Source organism: Holdemanella sp. DFI.5.55 (assembly GCF_020593575.1).
GTDB classification, from domain to species: domain Bacteria; phylum Bacillota_I; class Bacilli_A; order Erysipelotrichales; family Erysipelotrichaceae; genus Holdemanella; species Holdemanella hominis.
The window spans coordinates 1-25266 of record NZ_JAJDMK010000017.1; the positions used below are offsets into that span (position 1 = coordinate 1).

General features: G+C 30.9%; 23 protein-coding genes. All 23 read left to right on the plus strand.

The genetic code is table 11. The features are described from left to right. Window positions 1–177 precede the first annotated feature (177 nt). The 23 genes from LJE08_RS05460 (at window position 178) to LJE08_RS05570 (ending at window position 25232) form a co-directional block, all read left to right on the plus strand. Entirely contained in the window at window positions 178–582 is a 405-nt protein-coding gene (locus LJE08_RS05460) for a DUF2871 domain-containing protein (protein WP_227402633.1), read from the plus strand. A 165-nt stretch (window positions 583–747) separates the two neighbouring features. Then, a complete protein-coding gene (locus tag LJE08_RS05465) occupies window positions 748–1365 on the plus strand; it encodes a sugar transferase (protein ID WP_227402634.1) in 618 nt (205 codons plus the stop codon). A gap of 52 nt (window positions 1366–1417) precedes the next feature. After that, window positions 1418–2521: a glycosyltransferase gene (locus LJE08_RS05470; RefSeq protein WP_227402635.1), complete on the plus strand. Its 1104-nt coding sequence runs from the start codon at window positions 1418–1420 to the stop codon at window positions 2519–2521. Window positions 2522–2539: 18 nt separating this feature from the next. Continuing rightward, window positions 2540–3508, plus strand: coding sequence for a glycosyltransferase (locus LJE08_RS05475; protein ID WP_227402636.1), 969 nt, complete (start codon window positions 2540–2542; stop codon window positions 3506–3508). Then, entirely contained in the window at window positions 3505–4479 is a 975-nt protein-coding gene (locus LJE08_RS05480; RefSeq protein ID WP_227402637.1) for a glycosyltransferase family 2 protein, read from the plus strand. The genes LJE08_RS05475 and LJE08_RS05480 overlap by 4 nt, the downstream gene beginning before the upstream one ends. Before the next feature lie 2 nt (window positions 4480–4481). Continuing rightward, window positions 4482–5351 carry a glycosyltransferase family 2 protein gene (locus LJE08_RS05485; RefSeq protein ID WP_186999283.1) on the plus strand — a complete coding sequence of 290 codons (870 nt, stop codon included), beginning with the start codon at window positions 4482–4484 and terminating at the stop codon, window positions 5349–5351. A gap of 49 nt (window positions 5352–5400) precedes the next feature. Next, window positions 5401–7050, plus strand: coding sequence for an LCP family protein (locus LJE08_RS05490; protein WP_227402638.1), 1650 nt, complete (start codon window positions 5401–5403; stop codon window positions 7048–7050). Window positions 7051–7052: 2 nt separating this feature from the next. Next, window positions 7053–8153 (plus strand): glycosyltransferase, encoded by a 1101-nt coding sequence (locus LJE08_RS05495; protein WP_227402639.1) that lies wholly within the window; start codon window positions 7053–7055, stop codon window positions 8151–8153. Between the two features lie 64 nt (window positions 8154–8217). Then, window positions 8218–9348, plus strand: coding sequence for an ABC transporter ATP-binding protein (locus LJE08_RS05500; RefSeq protein ID WP_227402640.1), 1131 nt, complete (start codon window positions 8218–8220; stop codon window positions 9346–9348). 13 nt (window positions 9349–9361) lie between these two features. Then, window positions 9362–10153 carry an ABC transporter permease gene (locus LJE08_RS05505; RefSeq protein ID WP_227402641.1) on the plus strand — a complete coding sequence of 264 codons (792 nt, stop codon included), beginning with the start codon at window positions 9362–9364 and terminating at the stop codon, window positions 10151–10153. An 11-nt stretch (window positions 10154–10164) separates the two neighbouring features. Beyond that, the gene (locus LJE08_RS05510) at window positions 10165–12645 is read left to right on the plus strand and encodes a glycosyltransferase family 2 protein (protein ID WP_227402642.1); all 2481 of its coding nucleotides are present in this window, start codon (window positions 10165–10167) and stop codon (window positions 12643–12645) included. Next, window positions 12642–13796 carry a methyltransferase domain-containing protein gene (locus LJE08_RS05515; protein WP_227402643.1) on the plus strand — a complete coding sequence of 385 codons (1155 nt, stop codon included), beginning with the start codon at window positions 12642–12644 and terminating at the stop codon, window positions 13794–13796. Before LJE08_RS05510 ends, LJE08_RS05515 begins: the two co-directional genes overlap by 4 nt. Before the next feature lie 5 nt (window positions 13797–13801). Continuing rightward, a complete protein-coding gene (locus LJE08_RS05520) occupies window positions 13802–15394 on the plus strand; it encodes a DUF2142 domain-containing protein (RefSeq protein ID WP_227402644.1) in 1593 nt (530 codons plus the stop codon). A gap of 79 nt (window positions 15395–15473) precedes the next feature. Further along, complete coding sequence (rfbA, locus tag LJE08_RS05525; protein ID WP_227402645.1) at window positions 15474–16352, plus strand: glucose-1-phosphate thymidylyltransferase RfbA; 879 nt, start codon at window positions 15474–15476, stop codon at window positions 16350–16352. A 14-nt stretch (window positions 16353–16366) separates the two neighbouring features. Continuing rightward, on the plus strand, window positions 16367–16939 hold the full coding sequence (rfbC, locus tag LJE08_RS05530; RefSeq protein WP_117924449.1) for a dTDP-4-dehydrorhamnose 3,5-epimerase: 573 nt from the start codon (window positions 16367–16369) through the stop codon (window positions 16937–16939). A 4-nt stretch (window positions 16940–16943) separates the two neighbouring features. Further along, entirely contained in the window at window positions 16944–17978 is a 1035-nt protein-coding gene (gene rfbB, locus LJE08_RS05535) for a dTDP-glucose 4,6-dehydratase (protein ID WP_117924451.1), read from the plus strand. Between the two features lie 39 nt (window positions 17979–18017). Continuing rightward, window positions 18018–18935, plus strand: a complete 918-nt coding sequence (rfbD, locus tag LJE08_RS05540) for a dTDP-4-dehydrorhamnose reductase (protein ID WP_227402646.1) — start codon at window positions 18018–18020, stop codon at window positions 18933–18935. Further along, window positions 18932–21061, plus strand: a complete 2130-nt coding sequence (locus LJE08_RS05545; RefSeq protein WP_227402647.1) for a hypothetical protein — start codon at window positions 18932–18934, stop codon at window positions 21059–21061. Before rfbD ends, LJE08_RS05545 begins: the two co-directional genes overlap by 4 nt. A gap of 87 nt (window positions 21062–21148) precedes the next feature. Next, window positions 21149–22345 (plus strand): lipopolysaccharide biosynthesis protein, encoded by a 1197-nt coding sequence (locus LJE08_RS05550; protein WP_227402648.1) that lies wholly within the window; start codon window positions 21149–21151, stop codon window positions 22343–22345. Further along, window positions 22345–23307: a glycosyltransferase family 2 protein gene (locus tag LJE08_RS05555; protein ID WP_227402649.1), complete on the plus strand. Its 963-nt coding sequence runs from the start codon at window positions 22345–22347 to the stop codon at window positions 23305–23307. Before LJE08_RS05550 ends, LJE08_RS05555 begins: the two co-directional genes overlap by 1 nt. 54 nt (window positions 23308–23361) lie before the next feature. Continuing rightward, on the plus strand, window positions 23362–24078 hold the full coding sequence (locus LJE08_RS05560) for a glycosyltransferase family 2 protein (RefSeq protein WP_227402650.1): 717 nt from the start codon (window positions 23362–23364) through the stop codon (window positions 24076–24078). After that, entirely contained in the window at window positions 24078–24437 is a 360-nt protein-coding gene (locus tag LJE08_RS05565) for a DUF2304 domain-containing protein (protein WP_227402651.1), read from the plus strand. Before LJE08_RS05560 ends, LJE08_RS05565 begins: the two co-directional genes overlap by 1 nt. Window positions 24438–24440: 3 nt before the next feature. Beyond that, a complete protein-coding gene (locus LJE08_RS05570; protein ID WP_227402652.1) occupies window positions 24441–25232 on the plus strand; it encodes a glycosyltransferase in 792 nt (263 codons plus the stop codon). The last annotated feature ends 34 nt before the right edge of the window (window positions 25233–25266 follow it).

Sequence of the window (25266 nt, forward strand, 5' to 3'; positions counted from 1 at the left end):
AGACAGATGAGTTATGTGCTCAATATGTTAAGCGTGTTACAGATTTCTTAGAAGAGAATAATTTTTAGCATTTTGAATTGAAGGTAGAATTGATTTTCTGCCTTCTTTTTATACGGGCATATCTATTGATGTTTTATTGAGGTAGGTTCATAATTTGTTTTGCTTGTGGAGGTATTAATGATGAAACGATATATAAATTATTCAATAGTATATGCAGTATTAGCTATGATTGGTGGAGTGTTTTATCGTGAATTTACAAAGATGAATGGTTATACTGCTTGGACGAGTTTGTCTGTTGTTCATACACATTATTTTATCTTGGGTATGATGTTCTTTTTAATTCTTGGATTGGTTTCTTTTAATGTTAATTTTAAATCAAATCGTGCGGTGTTGTTTTATAATGTTGGATTAAATCTAACGGCTATTATGTTAGTAGTTCGTGGTATTGTTCAAGTGTTGGATTTAAATATAGTATCTGCAGTTATTTCTGGCATTGCAGGTATTGGTCATATTGTTTTGGGCGTTTCATTGATTTTGATATTATTGGATATAAAAAAGGCTTGTATTAAAGGTGGATTATGATCCATCTTTTTTTGACATTATCACATAATTTTAATATACCCCTTATATAAAGATGATATTACAAGAATATGATTTGACTTTTTCAACTTTTTTTGTTTCAACACCTTGATTATGGTATACTTTTCTACGTAGAGAAATTCTCTACAAAAATAGGAGAGTGTTTTTATGTATTCGAAATATGGAAAGCGAACGATTGATTTTCTTTTGAGTTTGTCTGGAATCATAATCTTATCTCCACTATTGATTGTATTAATGGTTTTAATTAAGGTGACTTCTCCGGGGCCTGTGTTTTTTAAGCAGAAGCGTGTGGGAATTCACAAGTCTTATTTTAATATTTTAAAGTTTAGAACAATGCGTATTGATACACCGAAAGATATGCCTACGCATTTATTGGAAAATCCAGATCAATATATTACGAGTATTGGTAAATTTTTGAGAAAGACGTCTTTGGATGAGTTTCCACAGTTGTTTAATATATTTAAAGGGGAAATGGCAATTGTGGGTCCAAGACCTGCTCTATGGAATCAATATGATTTGATTGAATTGAGAGATCATTATGGCGCCAATGATGTACTTCCTGGTCTTACTGGTTGGGCGCAGGTAAATGGTCGTGATGAGCTGGAAATAGATGTTAAGGCTAAGCTTGATGGAGAGTATTGTAAGAATTTAAGTTTTTCATTTGATGTGAAATGTTTTTTTATGACAATCTTTTCAGTGTTAAAACACGATGGGGTTGTTGAAGGTGGTACGGGAAGTATCCATAATAAAGATAATAATAACTAGGGGATAGTTGTAAGGTCTTTAAAACCATCATTTGTAGGTTGGGGAGTTATCTATGGTCGTAGCATTAGTATATGCGTTTGATACATGTTTGGATCGTATTCATTTATTGAAGAAATACTACACTTCTAAGGGGTTTGAAGTTGTGAGTGTGACTTCAAATTTTTCGCATAGAAAAAAAACGATTTATCAAGCTGAAGCTGATGTTGTGATTTCTGTTCGTGAGTATCATAAGAATCTTTCTGCGGACAGAATCTTGTCTCATATTGAGTTTTCTAAAAAGGCAAGAAAGGCTATGGAAGACATTCAACCAGATTTAATTCATTGTATTATTCCGTGTAATACGCTTGTAAAAGAAATGGCGAAATATAAAAAGAAACATCATAATGTTAAAGTGATGTATGACATTATTGATTTATGGCCAGAATCCATGCCGATTGATCGATATAAGGGATTATTACCTTTTAAAATATGGAAGAATAATCGTGATAAGTATTTATCAAGTGGAGATGTTGTTTTCTGTGAATGTGAATTGTTTAAGAAATATGTGCATTGTGGAAATGTTCTGTATTGGGCAATTGATAGAGAGTGTTTGCCAATGAATCCGTATTTAAGTGAGAATGAGTTGCAGTTCTGTTACTTGGGTTCTATAAATAATATTATAGACATTTCTAGAATCACTGCTTTTTTAAGGGAGTGCAGTGCTCATAAAAAGTGTACGTTACATATTATTGGTGATGGCGAAAATAAAGAATATTTCATTCAAGAAGTATTATGTGTAGGAGTCAATGTAGTTGATCATAAGGAAGTATACGATTTTCAACGCAAACAAGAAGTATTTGATCAGTGCAATTATGGTTTTAACGTCATGAAGCCGAGTGTAGTAGTTGGGTTGACTATGAAATCACTAGACTATATGTGTGCTGGACTTCCTATCATAAATACAATTAAGGGGGACACAAAAGATTTTTGTGAGGAATGGGATATTGGATTCAATTTGAAAAAGTCAAATATAAAAGAAGTGGCAGAAAGGGTTTGTTCAGAAAGTATGGATGTGCAGCTTCAAAGAAGAAAGAATATTCAGAATTTGTATAATACATACTTTACGACAAAGAAATTTAATGCCACATTAGATGAGGCTTTGAATCGAATTTTTTAGAAAGCTAGGTGATTAAGAATGATTTCAGTCGCAATGACTACTTATAACGGTGAAAAATATATTTGCGAACAAATAGAATCCATTCTTAATCAATCTATGAAAGTGGATGAAATCATTGTTTGTGATGATGGATCGAGTGATTCAACTATAGAATTATTAAAAAAATATCCAGTTAAGGTAGTACAAAATGATGTGAATCTAGGGTATCGTCTTAACTTTAAAAAAGCTATGGAATTATGTAGTGGGGATTATATTTTTTTGTGTGACCAAGATGATATTTGGTTACCTAATAAAGTGGAAGAAATGATGCGTATGATGAAAACTCATTCGAATATGCATGTATTATCTTCTTCTTTTATTTATATTGATGATAAGAATCAGCAAATTCAAATGAAAGTGGATAAGAGTCGGTCCAATAATAATTTATATTGTCGTCCTGTTGAAAAAGATAGTTTATATCGAGTGAATTTCTTGGATTATCTTGCCATGAACTATTTTCAAGGTTGTTCTCTTCTGTTGGATAAATGGATCAAAAATTTAGTTTTAGAACATTACTCTACAGATATTGAACATGACTATTTAATTAACAGTATTGCGGCTAGTTATAATAGTATGTACTTTTATAATAAGCCATTGTTTCAGTATCGTTTGCACGAAAAGAATTCTATTGGCGCACAATATGATACGCAAACAAAAGAAGAACATTTGCAACGAGCAAATACATTAAAGATTCGTACACAGAATGCTCATAATGCGTTAGATGTTTTAAATATAATCCGATTGGCAAATTCGGATTATTATCAAGAGAATCAAGAAGAGTTTAGTCATATGAGTGCTTTTTTTAATCAACATATTCAAGCATTGGAAAATAAGAAGTTTTTTAAGTTGTTGTGTCAAAATACAAGTCCTTATTATTCACTTATTAAAACAAAGAAGGCAAGAGTTATGGATTTATTGTATGTGCTGAAAGAAAAGGTGATTCGATGATTTCAGTTGCGATGGCTACGTTTAATGGGGAACCATATATTCAAGAACAATTGGATTCTATTTATAATCAAACACGCAAAGTGGATGAAATTATTATTGTGGATGATTGTTCTACTGATTCAACAGTACGTGTAATTGAACAATATATTTTATCTTATAAAGATATAGATATTAAGTTATACAAGAATGAAGAAAATCTTGGATATAAAAAGAATTTCAAAAAAGCAATTTCATTATGTCATGGAGACTATGTTTTCTTAAGTGATCAAGATGATATTTGGAAAGTAAATAAAGTAGAAGATATGATTTCTATTATGGAAGAAAATCCGAATATTTCAGTCCTAGCTTCTTCTTTTGAATTTATAGATCAAAAGGGAGATGTTTTTACGGTTCCTTTAGATTCTAGAATGTCCAATAATAATCTTTTAATGAAGAAGGTTAAAACAAACGAAGTAGTTCCAATCAGTTTTTATGAATTATCGATTCGCAATAGTTTTCAAGGTTGTGCCTTATGTTTAACTAAGAAATTATGTACTCGTTTTCTAGAATGTTTTACAGAAGAGTTTGTACACGATTGGTTGATTGTATTATTGGCAAGTGAAACGAATTCCATGTATTTTTATAATGCACCCTTATTTCAATATAGGATACATGATAAAAATGCGATTGGATTAAAAGATGTTACGACATCAAACACAGCTACGGATGCTTTATATGCACGTATTGCATTTTGTGAATCTGCTTTACAAGTGATGCATGTATTAAGAAAAGTAGATTGTAATTTTGAGAAGAATGTTAAGGATTTTGATTGTTATTCTAATTTTTGTGAGAAACATATTCAATACTTAAAAAAAGGTAGTTTTTTCAGAGTGTTATTTCAAAATTTCAGTTCGTATTATAAAGTGATTAAAACACCAAGAGCACGTGTAATGGATTTGGTATTTTGTTTAAAACAAGGAATAAGAAGGTAGATATGAAAATTTCATTAGTTATAGTGGCATATAAAAATGGAAATATTTTGTTGGATTGTTTAAATTCAATTGAAAAGTACAATGATTTAAAGGATGAATTAGAAGTTATTGTTGTGGATAATAGTCCTGTCAATGAAAGAGTAGAATCTTTTGTGAAACAATCGAGTATACAAAATATTCAATATATACCTTCCGACAATAAAGGTTTTGGTGCTGGTAATAATGTGGGTGCCAAGGTTAGTCAGGGAGAGGTAATTGGTTTTGTAAATCCAGATATAGTGTTGATTGAACCAATTTTTAAACAAATTTATTCAGATTTTAAAAAGAATTCAAATTTAGCGATTGAAGGTATTCGATTGTTGAAGAAGAATTTGAGTCCTGGGTACTCCTTTTATTTTGAGTATAATACAAAAGTATGGCGTAATTGGACAATTAAATTATGGAATAAATTGGGATGGTTTAATGAGAAGAACATGTTCATAACGGGTGCAAACTTATTTGTAAGAAAAGATATGTTTATGAATGTGGACATGTTTGATGAGAACATATTTATGTATTTTGAAGAGTCTGACGTAGCAAGTCGTATAAAAAATAAATATCCTCATGCAGAAGTGAAATTCAATAAAGGGTTAAAAATGATTCATTTAGAGGGCGGATGTACAGACACATCTAAAGAGCGTATTAAAATGAGTTGGGATTCAATGATTTATTATGGAAAAAAGAATCATTTGAATTATAAGAAGAAGGTACGTTTTGAATATGGTTATTATAAATTTAAGAAATGTATCTTTAGTTTGATAAGTCAATCAAAGAAAAAGGAATATACAGAATTGCTGGAATTTTTAAAGCAAAATTTTCTGGAATATTTATAGAATTTATGGATTGTGGTAGAATACGATATGTTTATAAAGGAGATTTTGCATGGAAAAGAATACAACGAGCTTAATATATAGAATTTTTGCAGCACTTTTATCAATTGTACTTTTGGTTTTGTCTGGCTTTGCGGCATATCAAATTGTGACATTAAATGTATTGCCTAGTAATTTATTATTACCAGTCATCTTAATTATTGTGATTTTAAATGCGATTTTAATTTTATTAATGAATTTTGTGACACATGCGTTTTGGACAAAAGCGATTAGTGTAATTTTAGTGATTCTTGTAGGATGTACTATGGGATTTGGAAATGTATATTTATATGAGACATACAGTACACTAACTTCTGTTACAGGTGCTGAAAAGGGTTCTATTAAAAATACAATTTCAGTTATTACTAAAACGGATCATGATGAAGATATTCAGAGTTTAAAGAACGAAAAGATTGGTGTATTAAGAAACATTGATTCTGTGGGAACAAAGAAGTGCCAGAAAAAATTAAAAAAATATTCTTTTTCATATAAAAAATATGATAACTTGCAAGCATTAGTAAAAGCACTATATGAAGATGAAGTGCAGGCTATTGTGATGAATGAAATTTACCGTGCAAACGTAGAGGAAATGGAAGAGTATAATGTTTTTTCAAATGAAACAAAATCGATTTATCAAGCTGTGTATTATACAAATGACAAAAATGATGCATTAGTGGTTGATGACATCACAAAGAATCCATTTACGATTTTTGTCAGTGGAAATGATACATATGGAGAAATTGATGAATTATCAAGAAGTGATGTGGATATGATTGTTACGGTAAATCCAACTACGTCAACCGTATTGATGGTAAACATTCCTAGAGATTACTATGTTCAAACTTCATATGGATATGATAAATTAACACATACGGGCATGTATGGTATTGAAGAAACGAAACAAACTGTAGAAAACTTATTAGGTATTGATATCAACTATACATTCAGAGTGAACTTCTCAAGTGCAGAAGATATAGTAGATGCATTGGATGGTGTTGATATTGAAGTGCCTGAAGGAATGGCTGTGGAAAGATTAAATGCGGATTGGGCGTTGGAAGGTGTTCATGAAGGATGGAATCACTTAAATGGAGCTAGAGCACTAGCTTATGCGCGTGAAAGACATGCCTATGTAGATGGCGATATTCAGCGTGCAAAGAATCAGCAGCAAGTATTGGAAGCTATTATTAAAAAGGCAGCTTCTTCAAAGATTCTGACAAACTACACAAAGTTATTAAAATCATTCAAAAATGCGTTTGATACAAATATGTCAACCAATGAAATTACAGCGTTACTTCAATATGAATTGCAGGCTATGCCAAATTGGAAATTCCAAAACTATGTATTAAGAGGTACAAATAGTTCAGCAGTTTGTGCATCTATGGCTCAAGAGCTTTCGGTTGTCATGCCAGAAGATTATTGCGTTAGTATTGCTCGTCAAAAGATTGAAGCTGTACTTGATGGAAAATCAGCAAATAAAATCAAAGATGAATATGATACAGGAGCCGCAGGGGTGGCTGAAGGATATATTGAGCAGGAAAATGCTCAGGTTCAAGGAAGTGTATATTATGATTATTCACAAAACTATGATTATGGATATACAGATCAAGAACAGTATGAAGAACCTTCTATAAATGAAGAACCATTACCTGAAGATGGTGAATAGTCATGAAACCAACTATTGTTGTATCGGGTATTAACTTATTTCAAGGTGGCACGTTAACGGTTTATTACAATTTCTGTGATGAAATTATTGAATCCAAATTATATGAAAAATATCATTTCATATTATTTGTACATAAGGTATCATTGTTTGAAAAATACCAATCTTACTTTGAGATTATTGAACTTCCAGAATCACGTAAAAGCTGGTTTAAAAGAATGTATTATGAGTATTTGTACTTTAAAAAATATTCTAAAGACAAAGATATCTATTTATGGATTTCAATTCATGACATGACTCCAAAAGTACATGCGAAACATCAAATTACATATTTCCATAATCCAACGTTTGCGTATAAGGCGGGATGGAAAGATTTTAAATATAATAAGAAAGTATTCTTGTTTTCTCTTTTCTATAAATATTTGTATAAAATCAACGTGCATGCCAATGATTATGTCATTGTTCAACAAGATTGGATTGCCAGTTCCATGCAGAAGCTATTGAATATGGATTTGAATCACATTTGTGTAATGCGTGCTGAACATGGAATTGATACAAGTAAATATCAGAATGTTGAAAAGATTCAACCATATACTTTCTTTTTTCCAAGTGTGAGTCGTCATTTCAAAAATTTTGAAATTATTTGTGAAGCTACAAAAAGATTAAATAGTGAAATCAATCAAGACTTATATCAAGTTGTGCTTACCATTGATGGATCTGAAGATATGTACGCAAAGGATGTTGTGAATCAGTATAATTCTGTTTCGAACATTCACTTTACTGGATTATTATCTTTAGATGATGTATTTGCGTATTATAAGAAATCCAGTTGTTTAATTTTTCCTTCAAAGCTTGAAACTTGGGGGTTACCAATAAGTGAAGCGAAGGAATTTGATTTGCCCATGATTGTGGCTGATTTACCATATGCTCATGAAACTGTAGGAACATATGATGGTGTTTGTTTCTTTGATGTGAATGATGCAGATGAATTAAAAGAAAAGATGAAAAAGGCTATATTGAAAGAAGATGTTTTCAGTTTGGCAACGTATAAGAACACAAGCCCGAATGTTTGTAAATCATGGAATGAAGTAATTACAAAGCTATAAAAAGGACTTTTGTTCTTTTTTTGATGTGAATATGCTAAAATAGGAATGTTTGAGAGGTAATCCAATGGATAAGACAAATGCGATAGAAGTACGTAATATGTCGAAACAGTTCAAGGTTGAATATGATAAGGCAAATACGTTAAAGACAAAATTAATTTTTTGGAATCGAAAAAAGCCTGAGTTTCATCAGGTATTAAACAATATAAATTTAAATATTAAAAAAGGGGAAACTGTAGCCTTAATTGGTGTGAATGGTTCAGGTAAATCAACTTTATTAAAGTTGATGACCAAAATTATTTATCCAACAAAAGGAACGATTGAAACGGATGGAAAGTTGACTTCATTGCTTGAGCTAGGAGCTGGGTTCCACCCAGATTTTACGGGGCGTGAAAATATTTATTTCAATGCATCTATTTTTGGCTTAACTAGAAAAGAAATCGATGCTCGTATTGATGACATTATTGAATTTAGTGAATTAGGTGAATTTATTGATAATCCAATTCGTACGTATTCTTCGGGTATGTATATGCGTCTAGCTTTCTCTGTGGCCATTAATGTAGATGCTGAAATCTTATTGATTGATGAAATTTTAGCTGTAGGAGATCAACACTTCCAGGAAAAGTGCTACAACAAATTAAGAGAATTGCGTGATTCAAATAAAACAATTGTGATCGTTACGCACAGTTTGGAAGTTGTAAAAGACTTGTGTACTCGTGTTATCTGGATTTATAAGGGACAACTTCGTTTAGATGGAGATCCTACTTATGTTGTTGATGAGTATTTAGAACAGGTGGCACAAGACCATAAGCAGGAAAGACAACAGAATATTGAGAGTGGTAAACAAAAAAGTAAGGCTGTTGTTTATATTGATAGTCCTAGAGATATTTCAAAAGTGGATGCAACAGATCAACAACACTTGTTTAAGGGATGGCAAATCTCAGATTCAGATGATGCCACAATTCATTTCTATTTAGATGGAAATCCTATGGATATTAAAGTGGATCGTACATATAGAAAAGATGTATATGATGCATACTTTGATCATTATGTTGGATTTATGGATGTAAATACTATTGGATGGCAATTCCAGTATGATTTAACAACCTTAGAAAAAGGTAAACATAAATTTAAAGTTGAGTGTAAAGAGAAAGAATGTATTTTGGCCTCTAAAGAAATTGAGTTTGAAAATGTATAGAAGGTGATGGCGTATGAGTATATTTAAAAATCTTTATAATTATCGAGAGTTATTAAAAACGAATGTTAAAAAGGATATTCGTGGTAGATACAAAGGATCTTTTTTAGGAATCTTGTGGTCCTTTTTAAATCCATTGTTACAAGTTGTAGTATATTGGATTGTATTTCCATACTTATTTGGTCGTGGAGTAACTGGTGAAAATTACTTAATTTATTTGATTACAGGTATTATTCCATGGACATTCTTTATGACATCCGTAAATATGGGGACTAGTTCGATTAAGGCAAATGGGGGAATTATTAAAAAAGTATATTTCCCTAGAGAAATCATTCCGTTATCACAAGTTCTTAGTGGAATTGTAAACTTTTTGATTTCGTGCTTAATTATCATTATTTTCTGTATTGGAACAGGTACAGGACTTAGCTATCATGTTATTGCGGTATTCCCAATTCTAATTGTTCAATCTTTACTAACATTAGGTATTGTATTGATTTTAAGTGCAGTCGATGTATATGTACAAGACATTGAGAATATTGTAGCTTTCATTTTAAATATGTTGATGTATGGAACTCCAATTATTTATCACTTAAGCCAATTCTCTGCATCAAGTGCAGGTGTTCTATATACACTAATAACAATCAATCCGTTGACAACCATTATTGGTTCTTATCGTAATGCGTTTATGTATCATCAATGGCCTGATTTTAAATCTTTAGGTTTAGTATTTGTCTTCTCATTGGTTGTTTTAGGTATTGGATACATGATTTTCAAGAAATTAGAAAAAGGCTTTGCGGAAGAATTGTAGGTGTTAGTAGTATGGCTTTAAAATATAGCATTGAAAGATTTGAGTTTCATGATTTAAAAACAAAACAATTCATTACCATTGTCGGCTGGTGCTACCAGGAAGATAATGAAAGTGTGAATTATCGCATTAAACTGGATGGAAAAGAAGTTGATTTCGAGTTATTTCGACCTGGTCGTGAAGACATTATAAATGGCTATGATTTAGGTTTTAAGAATACGCATATTGGATTTCGTTTGATTATCGATTGTAATGAAGAACCTAAATCGATTGAAATCATTGCATATACAGATACATGTAGTGAAAGAATTTTGAATTATGATCAAAGAAAAATTAATAAATACAGAGACAAAAGAGAAATCAACACATATATTGATGAATTTACTTTCAATGAAGAAACAAGGACTTATCAACTAAAAGGTTGGGCTTATTCGTATGCGAAAGATCCAATTGAATATTCTGTCTTTGATTCAAATGGAAAAAAAGTGGATGTTGAATTTCATTCAAAAGGTAGAGTGGATTTATATTCCTTATTCTTTGTGGGTGAAGACCAAATTGATTGTGGATACACTATCAAATGGAAAGGAAATGCGAAAGAAAAGTATAGTTTTGTGTTGAAAACTAAGAATTATCAAAGTAAAGAGATTCTTCAAGAAAAAACGCCAAGTCAAAATGTGCTTTCAAAAGTTCCTAAACTATTTAAAATGTTGAGTTATCAACATTTTAAGAATGGTTTTAGAATTTTAAAGAAAAAAGGTTTTTCCGGTGTTATTGATCGTATTGTTCATGGTTCTAGTAATTGGGCAGAATACGATGAATGGTTTAATGCCACTAAAGTAACGGAAGAAGAATTAGAAAGACAAAGAAATACTAAATTTGAATTTGCTCCAATGATTAGTATTATTGTTGCGACATTTAATACGAAAGAAGAGTACTTAAAAGAAATGATTGATTCTGTACGTAATCAGTCGTATTCAAATTGGCAATTGTGTATTGGTGATGGAAGTACAAATGATTCGGTAGAAAAATATGTGAAAGAACATTATGAGGATGATTCAAGAATTGTATTTAAGAAATTAGAAAAAAACTATGGTATTTCTGGAAATATGAATGGTGCTTTAGAATTAGTTACAGGTGATTATGTGGGCTTATTTGATCACGATGATTTATTGACACCGGATTGTTTATATGAATTTGTAGCTTCTATGCAGGAAGTTCATCATGATTGTGTATATTCGGATGAAGATAAGTTAAATGATAAGACAAAGAAATTTGAAGATCCGCATTTTAAACCAGATTTCAGTATTGATTTATTGTGTTCTCATAACTACATTACACACTTCTTTGTTGTGAACATGGATATTGTTCGTAAAGTTGGTGGAATGCGTAGTGAATATGATGGATCGCAAGATCATGATTTTATCTTTAGATGTGTAGAGCAGGCAAATAGTGTACATCACGTTCCAAAGATTTTGTATCACTGGAGAATGCACCCATTATCAACGGCTATGGATCCAGAAAGTAAGATGTATTGTTACACATCTGGTAAAAAAGCGATTGAATCTCATTTTAAACGTATTGGTATTGATGCGACTGTTGAAATGTTGCCTCGTCCTTTATATGGAATGTATCATTGTAAATATACAGTGAAAGATCATCCGTTAGTATCCATTTTGATTCCAAACTACAATCATAAAGATTTATTGAAGGGTTGTATTGAATCGTTAATGAATGTAAACACATATTCAAATATGGAGATTGTGATTGTTGAAAACAATTCGACTGAACAAGAAATATTTGATTACTATAAAGAGCTTGAAGAAACATATTCAAATGTAAAAGTTATTTATTATGAGGGTGATTTTAACTATTCAAAGATCAATAACTATGGTGTAAAATACACGCATGGTGAATATATTTTATTCTTAAATAATGATACGAAAGTTATTGAGCCAGATTCCGTTGAAGACATGCTAGGGGTATGTCAAAGAGAAGATGTAGGTGCTGTTGGAGCTAAATTATTGTATGAAGATGATACAGTACAACATTGTGGTGTCGTAGTTGGATATCATGGTTATGCGACAGCTGCATTCTCGTTAATTGATAGAAATGATTTTGGATATATGGGTAGACCTCGTGTTTCGTGGGATGTATCTGCAGTAACAGCTGCTTGTTTAATGACAAAACGAGAAATTTTTGATGAAGTGGGTGGCTTTGATGAAGACTTTAAAGTCGCATGTAATGATGTTGATTTATGTTTAAAAATTAGAAGCTTAAATAAATGGATTGTTGAAGATGTGTTCTCTGTTTGGTATCACTATGAATCTAAATCTAGAGGCTTAGAGGATACACCAGAAAAACAAGCGCGTTTCCAAAGTGAAATTGCTCGTTTCCAAAAGAAATGGCCAGAGATTTTAAAGAATGGAGATCCTTTCCATAACCCTAACTTTGATTTGGATAAAGGTCCATTTACATATCCTAAGATTGAAAAATGAATTACTATAAGACAGGGCAATTCGCAAAACTAGCGAATGTGAGTGAAAGAACAATTCGATATTATGACAAAATAGGGTTATTAAAACCCTCTTTTGTTATGGAAAATGGATATCGTCAATATAGTGATTTGGATTTATTAAAGTTACAGAAGATTTTATCTTTAAAACATTTGGGGTTTAGTATTGAAGAAATCTTTCCTATGGTTATGGATAATACGAATCTAAAGGAGAGTTTTGATTTACAGATTGATTTGATTGAAGATAAAATAAGTCATTTACAGTCTTTAAAGGATGCTTTAAAAAGAGCGAGTCAAACACCAGATTTAAGTTGGAATATGATTCTATCTTTAGTTCAATTATCGAATGAGGAAACGAATATTATTGAACAATATAAGAATGCAAAGAACTTAAATGATCGTATATCACTACATGAAAAGTATTCTACAAATAAGCAGGGTTGGTTTAATTGGTTGTTCAATCAAATTGATTTTAGTAAAGTTAATCGATTGTTAGAACTTGGTTGTGGTAATGGTAAGTTATGGCAAGAAAATAGAATTGATTTAAGAAATAGAGAAATCTTCTTATCGGATATTAGTGAAGGTATGGTTGAAGAAGTAAGAAATAAATTGGGTTCTGATTTTAACTGTATTGTGGCAGATGCTGAAAAGATTCCATTCAAAGACTCTTACTTTGATTCTATTATTGCCAATCATGTTCTATTCTATTTGAATGATTTAAATCTTGGATTAAAAGAAATAAGAAGAGTACTTAAACCGAATGGAATTCTATACTGCAGTACATATGGTAAGAACCATATGAAAGAAATCACAGAAATCGTACAGAATTTTGATTATAGAATTAATCTATCAAATCATAGTTTGTATGATATCTTTGGTTTAGAGAATGGTGAAAGTATTTTAGAAGAATACTTCTACAATATTCAAAGAATGGATTATCAAGATTCATTAGAAATAACAGAATCTAAGCCATTGATAGATTATATTATGTCTTGTCATGGCAATCAAAATGAAATATTGGGCCCTAGGCTGAATGAATTTAAAGAATATATTGAAGAATTGTTAGAGAATAATGGTAAAATTTTAGTGACAAAAGAAGCGGGTTTATTTATTTGTAAAAAGAGAAGAGGATAGCGGGTATGAGTAGAATGTTAATATATATGACACCTATTGTGTTATTACTCATTCCTTTAGGGATAACTATAAAAAATCATAAGGATAGTAAAATACTGAAGGTAGTGGAGCGTAATGTTAAACATATAAAATTGATTTGGTTGTTTGTTGTAGAGTGGATTTTGGCTACGGCATCTGTTTTGTCAGGCTTAAGATATCTTTCTTATTGGTGGGATGATCGAAAATTTAGTATACTTAGCCTGATTTTAATTGTTATGTTTGGTTACATCTTTTGTGTATATTTCTATTATTTATTTAAAAGAATAAAAGACCGTATTGATTTATTGTTTGTTTTATTCATGATTCCAATTGGAATATCCTTTGTGTTTGTGATGCTTCCGGATTATGTACCAGATGAGCAATCACACTTTCAAAGAACTTATTTGGTTTCTAATTTGAATTTAAAAGCAGTAAAATATGTTTACATTGATTCAGATTATGGTATTCAAAAATTAAGATCTTATTCAGATGTTTTTAATAACTTAGGTTTTAATTTCTATCCATCATACACATTGTTTGAAGAAGCATCAGGTTATGATGTGTTAGTTTATCTGATTCCAGGAATCGCGTTAGGACTAGGCAAAATTTTGCATTTATCTTTATATACATGTTATTACCTAGGAAGAATGGCTAACTTAGCTTTATTTATTAGTGTTGCTTCATATTCAATTAAAATAACACCAAAATTAAAAAATGTATTCTTTGTTTTTTGCTTTAATCCGATGCTAATTCAATTAGCAGCTTCTTATTCTTCAGATTGTAGTATTATTGCAGCATGTATTTTAAGTGTTGCTTACTTCTTGTATTTGTTTGATAAGGAAAAGATTGAAACGAAGGATATAATGATTGTTTGTAGTTTAATTATTTTTATCTTTTTAACAAAATATGTATATTTACCAATATTTGGTATTTATTTTGGTGTGATTTCTCAACTGTTACGTATTTCAAAGCAACAAATGAAGTTGATAGTTTGCTTTGCTTTTAGTGCGATAATATTATTTTTGATATCAAATTATTTAAAAAAATTTATGACAACAACAGTAGCTTTTAAAGTATATTACGAAACCGCACATGTGGATAGTAGTCAACAAATTCAATTTTTACTCGAAGACAAAATGAATATTTTTCGAATGTTATATCACACTATTATGGTAAAGAAAGATTTTTATTTAAGTACAATGGTAAGTAACTTAAGTTGGTTAACTATTCAAATACCCAAACTATCTTACTATTTATTCTTTGTTTCAATGATCTTTGCAACATGCACAGAAAGTGTGAAGCATAAGCTTGGTAACAGATTCTGGTATATCTGCATTGTTGTGATAGAAGTTGCTTTAATTATTTTAGGGATGTATTTATACTGGACTACAGTTGGAAGTTTTGTTACAGAAGGTGTTCAGGGAAGATATTTCTTACCTTTAATACTGTTATTGTGTGTAGCTTTATCGAATAGTTTGTTAAAGAAATTTAATCAAATTTACTATTTTATTCCATTCATAATTTTAGTGGATATTCCTGCTATTTATAGTATTATCCATTTCTTTAATGTAGCCATTTAAAAATAGTTCTTGACCCTAACGTAACGTTAGGGTTTATTTTATATGTGTGATATAATGTATTTAATTATGGAGGTCTATTATGAAAGGTATTATTTTAGCTGGTGGTAGTGGTACTCGTTTGTATCCTTTAACTAAGGTAACTAGTAAACAATTACTTCCTATTTATGACAAGCCAATGATTTATTATCCTATGTCTATTTTAATGCAGGCTGGTATTCGTGAGATTTTAATTATTTCAACTCCGGATGATACACCTCGTTTTAAAGAGTTATTGGGGGATGGTCATCAGTTTGGTATTGAGCTTTCTTATAAGGTTCAACCGAGTCCAGATGGACTTGCTCAAGCGTTTATCTTGGGTGAGGAGTTTATTGGCAATGATAGTTGTGCGATGATTTTGGGTGATAATATTTTCCATGGTCATGGTTTGACAAAGCGTCTTCGTGCGGCTGCAGAAAATGAAGTTGGGGCTACCGTATTTGGTTATTATGTAGAGGATCCTGAAAGATTTGGTGTTGTAGAATTTGATTCTGAGGGTAAGGCAATTAGTTTAGAGGAAAAGCCAGCTTGTCCTAAGTCAAATTATGCGGTGACAGGATTATATTTCTACGATAATAAAGTGGTTGAGTATGCGAAGAATTTGAAACCGAGTGCTCGTGGTGAATTGGAAATCACAGATTTGAACCGTATTTATTTAGAGAATGGTGAATTGAATGTCACTTTACTTGGTGATGGATTTACTTGGTTGGATACGGGTACACATGAGTCTTTGGTTGATGCGACAAATTTTGTGAAGACGATTGAGGAACACCAGCATCGTAAGATTGCGTGTCTTGAAGAGATTGCGTATGACAATGGTTGGATTGGTGATGAGGAATTGGCATCTACTTATGAAATTTATAAGAAGAATCAGTATGGTGCTTATTTGAAGAAGATCATGGATCGTAAGTATATTAAGTAATTGGGGGTATAGCGATGAAGGTAACGGAAACAAAGATTCCTGGCGTATTGATTATTGATACGGATGTATTTGGTGATCATAGAGGGTATTTTACGGAGACGTATTCAAAGCCTAAATATGAGAAGATGGGTATTACAGTCGATTTTGTACAGGACAATATGTCTTTTAGTGCTCAAAAGGGTACGCTTCGTGGTTTGCACTGGCAAAATCCGCCTTATGCACAGAGTAAATTGGTTTCTTGTACGAAGGGTACAGTGATTGATGTGGCTGTGGATATTCGTAAGGGAAGTCCTACATTTGGTCAATGGGTAAGTGTTGAGTTGAGTGAAGAGAATCATAGACAGTTCTTTATTCCTCAGGGATTTGCGCATGGATTCTTAACTTTAACGGATAATGTTGAATTTAGATATAAAGTCGATAATGTATACAACAAGGAATCTGAGGGTGGTATGCGTTATGATGATCCGACTTGTAATGTAGATTGGGGTTCATTATTAAATGGTATTGAGCCTGTATTGAGCGAAAAAGATCAGATTGGTCCTACTTTAGAGGAATCGAATAATCAATTTGTATATGAAGGAGAATAAAAGAATGAAAATTTTAGTAACGGGTGGTGCTGGTTTCATTGGTGGAAACTTTGTACATTATATGGTAAATAAATATCCTGAGGATATGATTGTGAACTTGGATAAATTGACGTATGCAGGTAACTTAGAGACTTGTAAGCCTGTAGAAGATAAGCCTAACTATAAGTTTATCAAGGGTGATATTGCCGATAGAGAGTTTATTTTTGACTTGTTTGAAAAAGAAAAGTTTGATGTCGTTGTAAACTTTGCGGCTGAAAGTCATGTTGACCGTAGTATTGAAGATCCTGAAATCTTTGTTAAGACAAATGTAATGGGAACAACTACATTATTAGATGCTTGTGTTAAGTATGGTATTCAAAGATATCACCAAGTTTCTACAGACGAAGTATATGGTGATTTACCATTAGACCGTCCTGACTTGTTCTTTACTGAAAACACTCCACTTCACACTTCAAGTCCTTATTCAAGTGCGAAGGCAAGTGCTGACTTGTTTGTACTTGCATACCACAGAACGTATGGTTTACCAGTAACAATTAGTCGTTGTTCAAATAACTATGGTCCTTATCATTTCCCAGAAAAATTAATTCCATTAATTATTTCTCGTGCATTAAATGATGAAACAATTCCAGTATATGGAACTGGTGAAAACGTACGTGACTGGTTGCATGTATATGATCACTGTGTAGCTATTGATTTAATTGTTCGTAAGGGACGTGTTGGTGAAGTTTATAATGTTGGTGGCCATAACGAAAGAACAAACTTAGAAGTTGTGAAGACTGTATTACATGCATTAAACAAACCTGAAAGCTTAATTACGTATGTAACAGATAGAAAAGGTCATGACATGCGTTATGCGATTGATCCTACGAAGTTGGAAACAGAACTTGGATGGAAACCAAAATATACATTTGATACAGGTATTCCAATGACAATCCAATGGTATTTAGACAATAAAGAATGGTGGGAAAACATCATTAGTGGTGAATACCAAAACTATTTTGAAAAGATGTATGTAGAAAAAGGAAGAGCTAAGGAATAATCTTTAGCTTTTCTTCTTAAACGAAAGGAAGGTTTTCTTATGAAGATTTTTGTGACAGGTGTGGCCGGACAATTGGGTCATGATGTAATGAATGAATTGGCTTCTAGAGGATATGTTGGAGTAGGGACAGACTTAGCTGAAACCTATAGTGGTATTCAGGATGGTTCTTATGTTACTAATGCTGAATATGTATCTTTGGATATCACAAACAAAGAAGCTGTAATGAATACAATTAAATGTGTTAATCCAGATGTGGTTGTACACTGTGCAGCATGGACGGCGGTAGACTTAGCTGAAGATGAAGATAAACAGGCTAAGGTTAAAGCTATTAATGTGGATGGTACACAAAATATTGCGAATGCTTGTAAAGAAGTAGATGCGAAGATGGTTTATATTTCTACAGACTATGTATTTGATGGACAAGGAACAGAGCCTTGGCAACCTGATTGTAAGGATTATAAACCATTAAATGTATATGGACAGACTAAACTTGGTGGAGAACTAGCTGTTTCAAATACTTTATCTAAGTATTTTATTGTTCGTATTGCGTGGGTATTTGGAAAGAATGGAAATAACTTCATTAAGACTATGCTAAATGTAGGAAAGAAATTTGATACATTACGAGTTGTAAATGATCAAATTGGTACGCCAACCTATACGTTTGATTTAGCCCGATTATTAGTTGATATGATTGAAACAGATAAATATGGCTACTATCATGCAACAAATGAAGGCGGATATATCAGCTGGTATGATTTTGCGTGTGAAATCTTTAAACAAGCTGGATATACTATAAAAGTAAATCCTGTAACAACAGAAGAATATGGTTTATCAAAGGCGGCTCGTCCATTTAATTCTCGTTTAGATAAATCTAAACTTGTAGAAAATGGATTTAAACCATTACCTACTTGGCAGGATGCATTGGCACGTTATTTGAAAGAAATGAGTAATCTATGATAAATAGATTACTTTTTCATAGTACAGGACATAATTCCAAGAAAGTATTGTGTGCTATTCTATTTTCAATCTGCGTTTCTTTATTGTTAGCATTTTATGTGCCATCTAATGTTTGGACATTGAACAGCGGAATTCAAATTGGAGGATTAAGAATTCCATTATATCGCGCATTTATATTGTTTTTTGTAGTTTTCTTTTTAAGTTTGCATTTAGTGTATCCAGTAAAGAAAATTTATGATCTTATGTTTAAATATCGTTGGTATATAGGAGTAGGCTTATTATTGTTTGTCACTCTATTTAAAATTAATGGAGATTCAATGGCCTATTATACTATGACTATACAAAGTAGTAAAGTAGATGCTTTGTCTTATCCGATTTTTGGACAAATAAGGACTATACGTTCAGATGAATTTTTGGTTGGAAATCCAGGTATTTTTGCATCTGCAATGGATGTTCATCCTTTTGCAAAATACAATTCAATTTTAAGAGGAACAGATACATTAAATATTTCAACTGGTGTATATGCTGGATTAGGAATGTTAGTGTATCAGCCATGGAAATTAATCTTTACGATATTACCTTTAGAAAATGCATTTAGTTTTTACTTTTATTTTGTGCCTGTATTTGCCTTCTTATTCTGCATGGAATTATATTATATCCTTTCCAAAAATAAATTAGTAGCATTTACAGGTGCAACGATGACTGTTTTTTCTTCTTACTTTTTATGGTGGGGTTTTCCAAATTATCTATTAAGCGGAACAGCAACGTTAGTGTTTTTTTACAAATTTATTAATGAAGACAACTTAAAAAAGCAAATCATATTTGGATTATTAATAGCTTTAAGTTTCAGTGTATTTATTTGTAACTTATACCCGGCATGGCAAGTTCCTGTGGGTTATGTATACTTGGTTATTGGAATTTGGATGATCAAGGAGAATTTTGATCAGATTAGACATATGTCCAAAAAGCAATGGCTTTTATTATTATCTGCTTTTATGGTTTGTGTTGTTTTTGTTTTAAGCTATTTTATAACAGCCAAAGAATACATTCAAATAATAAATCAAACTGTATATCCAGGGAAACGTGTCGATTATGGGTCGAATGTAATTCAAAAAATATTATGTTATGCGCAATCTTTATTCTTTCCGTTTGGTGGCTTAAGTAATAATAGTGAATCTGGTGTATTCTTTTGTTTATTTCCTTTATCTACTTTACTTAGTCTTTATTATTTAATAGTTGCTAAAAAGAAAGATTTATTGTCTATTCTTTTATTAATTGTTGAAATTCCAATGATTATCTATACAACAATAGGTCTACCACCAATTGTCGCAAAATTATTACTATTCACACATTCAGTAAGTGGTAGAATGGTTGATATTCTTGGCTTTGTACAAGTTATTTTAATTGTTCGACTGTTATCTTTTTATAAAGATGAAAAACATATAAAGCCAATAGTTGGTAGTGTAATAGCTATTATATTTGCCTGTGAATCTGTCTTAATATGTAAATTTTCTTTTCCAGATTATCTGAATAAATATCGAATGATATTATTATTCATTTTGATTTTCTTTTTGTCTTTTTATTTAATGACCAATTATAAAGATAAAGGCTTTAAGAAGTTTGGGATTTTGATTAGTGTTGTATCTATTTGTTCTGGCATATGTGTAAGACCTATTTCAATAGGATTGTCTAGTGTATACGCAAAGCCGGCTGCTCAAGAAATTCAAAAAATAGTTTCAATAGATCCAAAATCAAAGTGGGTAACAATTGGTGGTATTGAAACACCAAGTTTTACAGTGATGTGTGGTGCGCCTACAATCAATTTTGTGAATACGTATCCTAATTTAAAATTATGGCATACATTGGATCCGGAAAAGAAGTATGAGAAAATATATAATCGATATGAACATGTTCAAGTATTATTGACACAAGAAGAAACTAGCTTTTCATTACTTCAAAATGATCATATAACATTAAACTTATCTTATAAGGATATTAAACATACTAAGGTTAAATATTTGGCTACTTTCGGTGAACAGAATTTAGATTTTAATAATGGATATGTTTCATTTGATAAAATTTATGATGAAGATGGTGCTAAAATCTATAAATTATCTTATAATTAACGAAGGGTTTTACTCTTCGTTTTTATTTAGAAAGTTTGAGGATATGTTGTGGATACTTCTATTTCAAAAAAGAATGTAATATGGAATATGATAGGGACAACTTTTAATGCGTTTAATTCATTGTTTTTTATGATGGTTGTCACAAGAATAAATGGTTTAGCAAACTCAGGTGTATTTACATTAGCCTTCTCATTAGCATGTTTATTATGCTTAATCGGTGGATATGAGGGTCGTGTTTATCAAGTAACAGATGTAAAAAATGAGTACTCGGATATTGAATATATAGTGCATCGAATTATTACATGTTTAATTATGATGATAGTCGTTGTTGCATATTGCGTCATCATGAAATATGATGCATATAAATTTACGATTACAGTTGCTTTATGTTTAATGAAATGTTTTGAAGTTTTTTCGGATGTCTTTTATGGTGTGTTACAGAAGAATGACCAATTATATATTGTAGGTATATCTTTATTCTTAAAATCAATTTTTTCTGTAGTTTTATTTATACTTATTGACTTAATCACCAAAAACTTATTGATCTCTTGTTTATCTTTAGATTTAATTTGGTTCATCTTATTTCTTGTATATGATTATCCAAAGAGTAAACGTGTTATTCAAAAAGAGAAATTTAGTTTTACTAATATTTTGAAATTATTTAAGACGGGTTTTTTCTCTTTTTCAATACTATTTTTATCTGTTTATTTAGTGAATGCACAAAAGTATGCTTTGGATGGAACTGTACAAGAAAGTTTACAGGCTGTGTTTGGTATCATTTTAATGCCTGCTACTATTATTAGTTTGGCAGGGCAATATTTATTGCAGCCTATTTTAAATACAATGGCAAATTTTTATTCAACTGGTGAAAAGAAAGAATTTAATAAAATTGTATTCAGAGCCTTATTGTTGATTGTAGCTTTTGGAGTACTATGCTTATTAGGAGCATATATCTTAGGAATTCCTGTTTTGAATATTTTGTATAGTGTGGATATTTCGGATTATAAAACACATTTACTTATTATCATTTTTGGTGCTGTATTATATTCAATGAGTACATTATTATCCGCTGCATTAACAACTGTTCGATATACTTTTGTTCAATTTATTGTATTTGGAATTTCATCTATAATTGCGTTTTTCTTATCACGCTTTTTAATTGTACAATACTCTATTTATGGCGCTGCAATTTCTTACTTGATTACAATGACATGTCAATTTGGACTGTATGTTATAATATATTTTGTGATAATGAAAAAAATTGACTTTAAGGAGGTTGTTTAATGCCTTTGATTAGTGTAATAGTGCCTGTTTATAATGCAGAATCTTTTTTGCATATATGTGTAGATAGTATATTAAAACAGGCATTTCATGATTTTGAACTAATGCTGATAGATGATGGATCAAAAGATATGTCTTTAAAAGTGATGAATGAATTAAGTGAAAAAGATAAAAGAATTAAAATATTTCAACATGAAAATCATGGAGCTGGATATACTCGTAATAGAGGGATTCAATTAGCTAGTGGAAAATACATAACATTCATTGATTCAGATGATTATGTGGATGTAGACTACTTAGATACTTTTATAAAATCGATTGGAGATAATGATGTTTTGATTTCTGGATATAATAAAGTGAGTATGGATGAACATAAGCTTTTGTTTACTTCTATTCCTAAGAATTGTTTGTGGACAGAGTTTAAATATGTATCGACTTGTGCAAAGATGTACTCTTTAGATTTTTTAAAGGCTAATAATATTAAGTATGCGCCAATAAAAATTGGAGAGGATGTGTACTTCAACCTGTCTATGAATTCAATAACAAATAAAATCAAAATCATTCCATATGCGGGATATAATTATTGTCTAAATCAAAATTCGGTAACACAAAATCAGAGTACTTTGAATAGGGACAATAAGATTTTGGATTTATTGGATCGAATTTATAATAATTTGGCATTAACAGAAAAATATTCGAATAAAATGGTACAGTATTTTTATCTGAAAACGGTTGTCCAGTTTTTATTGATGCAAGTAAATGTATGTGATAAAGAAACATATTTAGACTTATGTAAAGAGGGCTTTGAATTTCTAAAATCTAATGGATATAATGGCTTTTCAGTTGTCAAAGAGGAAGAGTTTAAAATCAAGCTATGTACTTTTATGTATTGGTCAGCTAATAAACTGCATCTAAATGGTTTATTATATAGTTTACTTCGTCCATTACATCTTCAAATTGGATGATTGATTTATGTAACGAGCTATGTTAAGGTGTAAAAGTTGCAAGGAGGTATTAAATTGAATAAGATTCTATTAATTATTCCAGCTTATAATGAACAAGATTCAATATTGTCTACAACGCAGACAATTGATGAATATAATAAAAATCATTCCTATCTTTTAGATTATATTGTGATTAATGATGGATCTAAGGATAATACAGAACAAATACTTGTTGAGCATGAAGTTCCTCATATTAAGTTAGTGCATAACTTAGGCATTGGTGGTGCCGTTCAAACAGGGTATAAATATGCATTTGAAAACGATTATGATATTGCAATTCAATTCGATGGAGATGGTCAGCATGATGTGAATTATGTAGAAGATATTTGTAAACCTATTATTGAAGGTAAGGCTAATATGACAATTGGATCTCGTTTTGTAGAAGGTTCTACTAGTGAATTTAAATCTACAAAGGCTAGACAGATGGGTATTAAAATTATTTCTTCTTTTATTAAATGCTTCGCACATGAAAAATTATATGATGTGACATCTGGTTTTCGTGCTATTGATAAAGGGTTAATCAAACAATTTGCCTTTGATTATCCATTAGAATATCCAGAACCGATTTCTACAACACAAATATTAAAAGAAGGAAAGAAAATCACTGAAGTGCCTGTAGAGATGAATGAGCGTAGTGGTGGAGTTTCTTCTATTCGTAGTTGGAAGAATGCTTATTATATGATTAATGTTCTTTTATCCATCATGATAATTGGAACAAGGAGGTCAAAATAATGCCATTAAATTTAAGATTATCGATTTTAATTATAGCACTTATTCTGGCCACTGTTATTTTGAGAGTACTTCATAAAGATATGATTCCTGTTAAATATTCTTTATTATGGGGAATCGGTGTTATTGTATTAATTATTCTTTCTATTTGGCCAAATATTTTAGTTTCACTTGCGAACTTAATTGGATTTCAAACCATTTCTAATATGGTAACTGGGGTTTTATTTGTCATCTTGTTGTTTATTACTATTTCATTAACTGTGATTGTTTCAGGGCAAAAGAAGAAGATTACTTTATTAGTACAAGAAGTTTCGATTTTAAAGAATAGAGTTAATGATCTAGAAGAAAAGAAGGGTGAGTAGATTATGATAACTCATACTTTTGTGGTATTAGCTTATAAAGAGTCAAGATATTTAGAGACTTGTATTCAATCTGTATTGAATCAGGAATTTAAAAGTAATGTTGTAATTGCGACTTCTACAAGAAATACATTTATTGAGCAATTGGCAAATAAATATAACTTAGAAATTATCGATAATCCTAGTCCTGGAAAGGGTATTGGATACGATTTTGATTTTGCGAGAACTTGTGTAAATACTGATTTAGTAACAATTGCCCATCAGGATGATATTTATGATCCCACTTATTCAAAAGAAATTGTTAATAATTATTGGAAGTATAAGGATGCTACGATCTTATTTACAGACTATTTTGAATTAAGAAATGACAAAAGAGTATATGAAAATACAAATTTAAAAATAAAAAGGATTATGTTAAAGCCATTGCACAATAAAGAGAATTCAAATAGACGATTTATTAAAAGACTGCCTTTAATGTTTGGTGATCCTATTTGTTGTCCTGCAGTTACTTTCTGTCAAAAGAATTTAAATGTAAAAACTTTATTTGCGAATGATATGAAGTGTGATATTGACTGGAGTGCTTGGGAGATTGCTTCGAAAATGGATGGACGATTTGTATTTGTGAATAAACCATTGATGGGACATCGTATACATGAAGAATCAACAACAACAGAAATTATTGAAGATAACAATCGTTCAAAGGAAGATTATGAAATCTTTAAAAGATTTTGGATTGCTCCTATCGCAAGATTATTGACAAAATTGTATTCGAAGTCAGAAAAAAGTAACAAAGTTTAATTTTTTTATGTTAGAATGTTAAAAGAGTTTTACA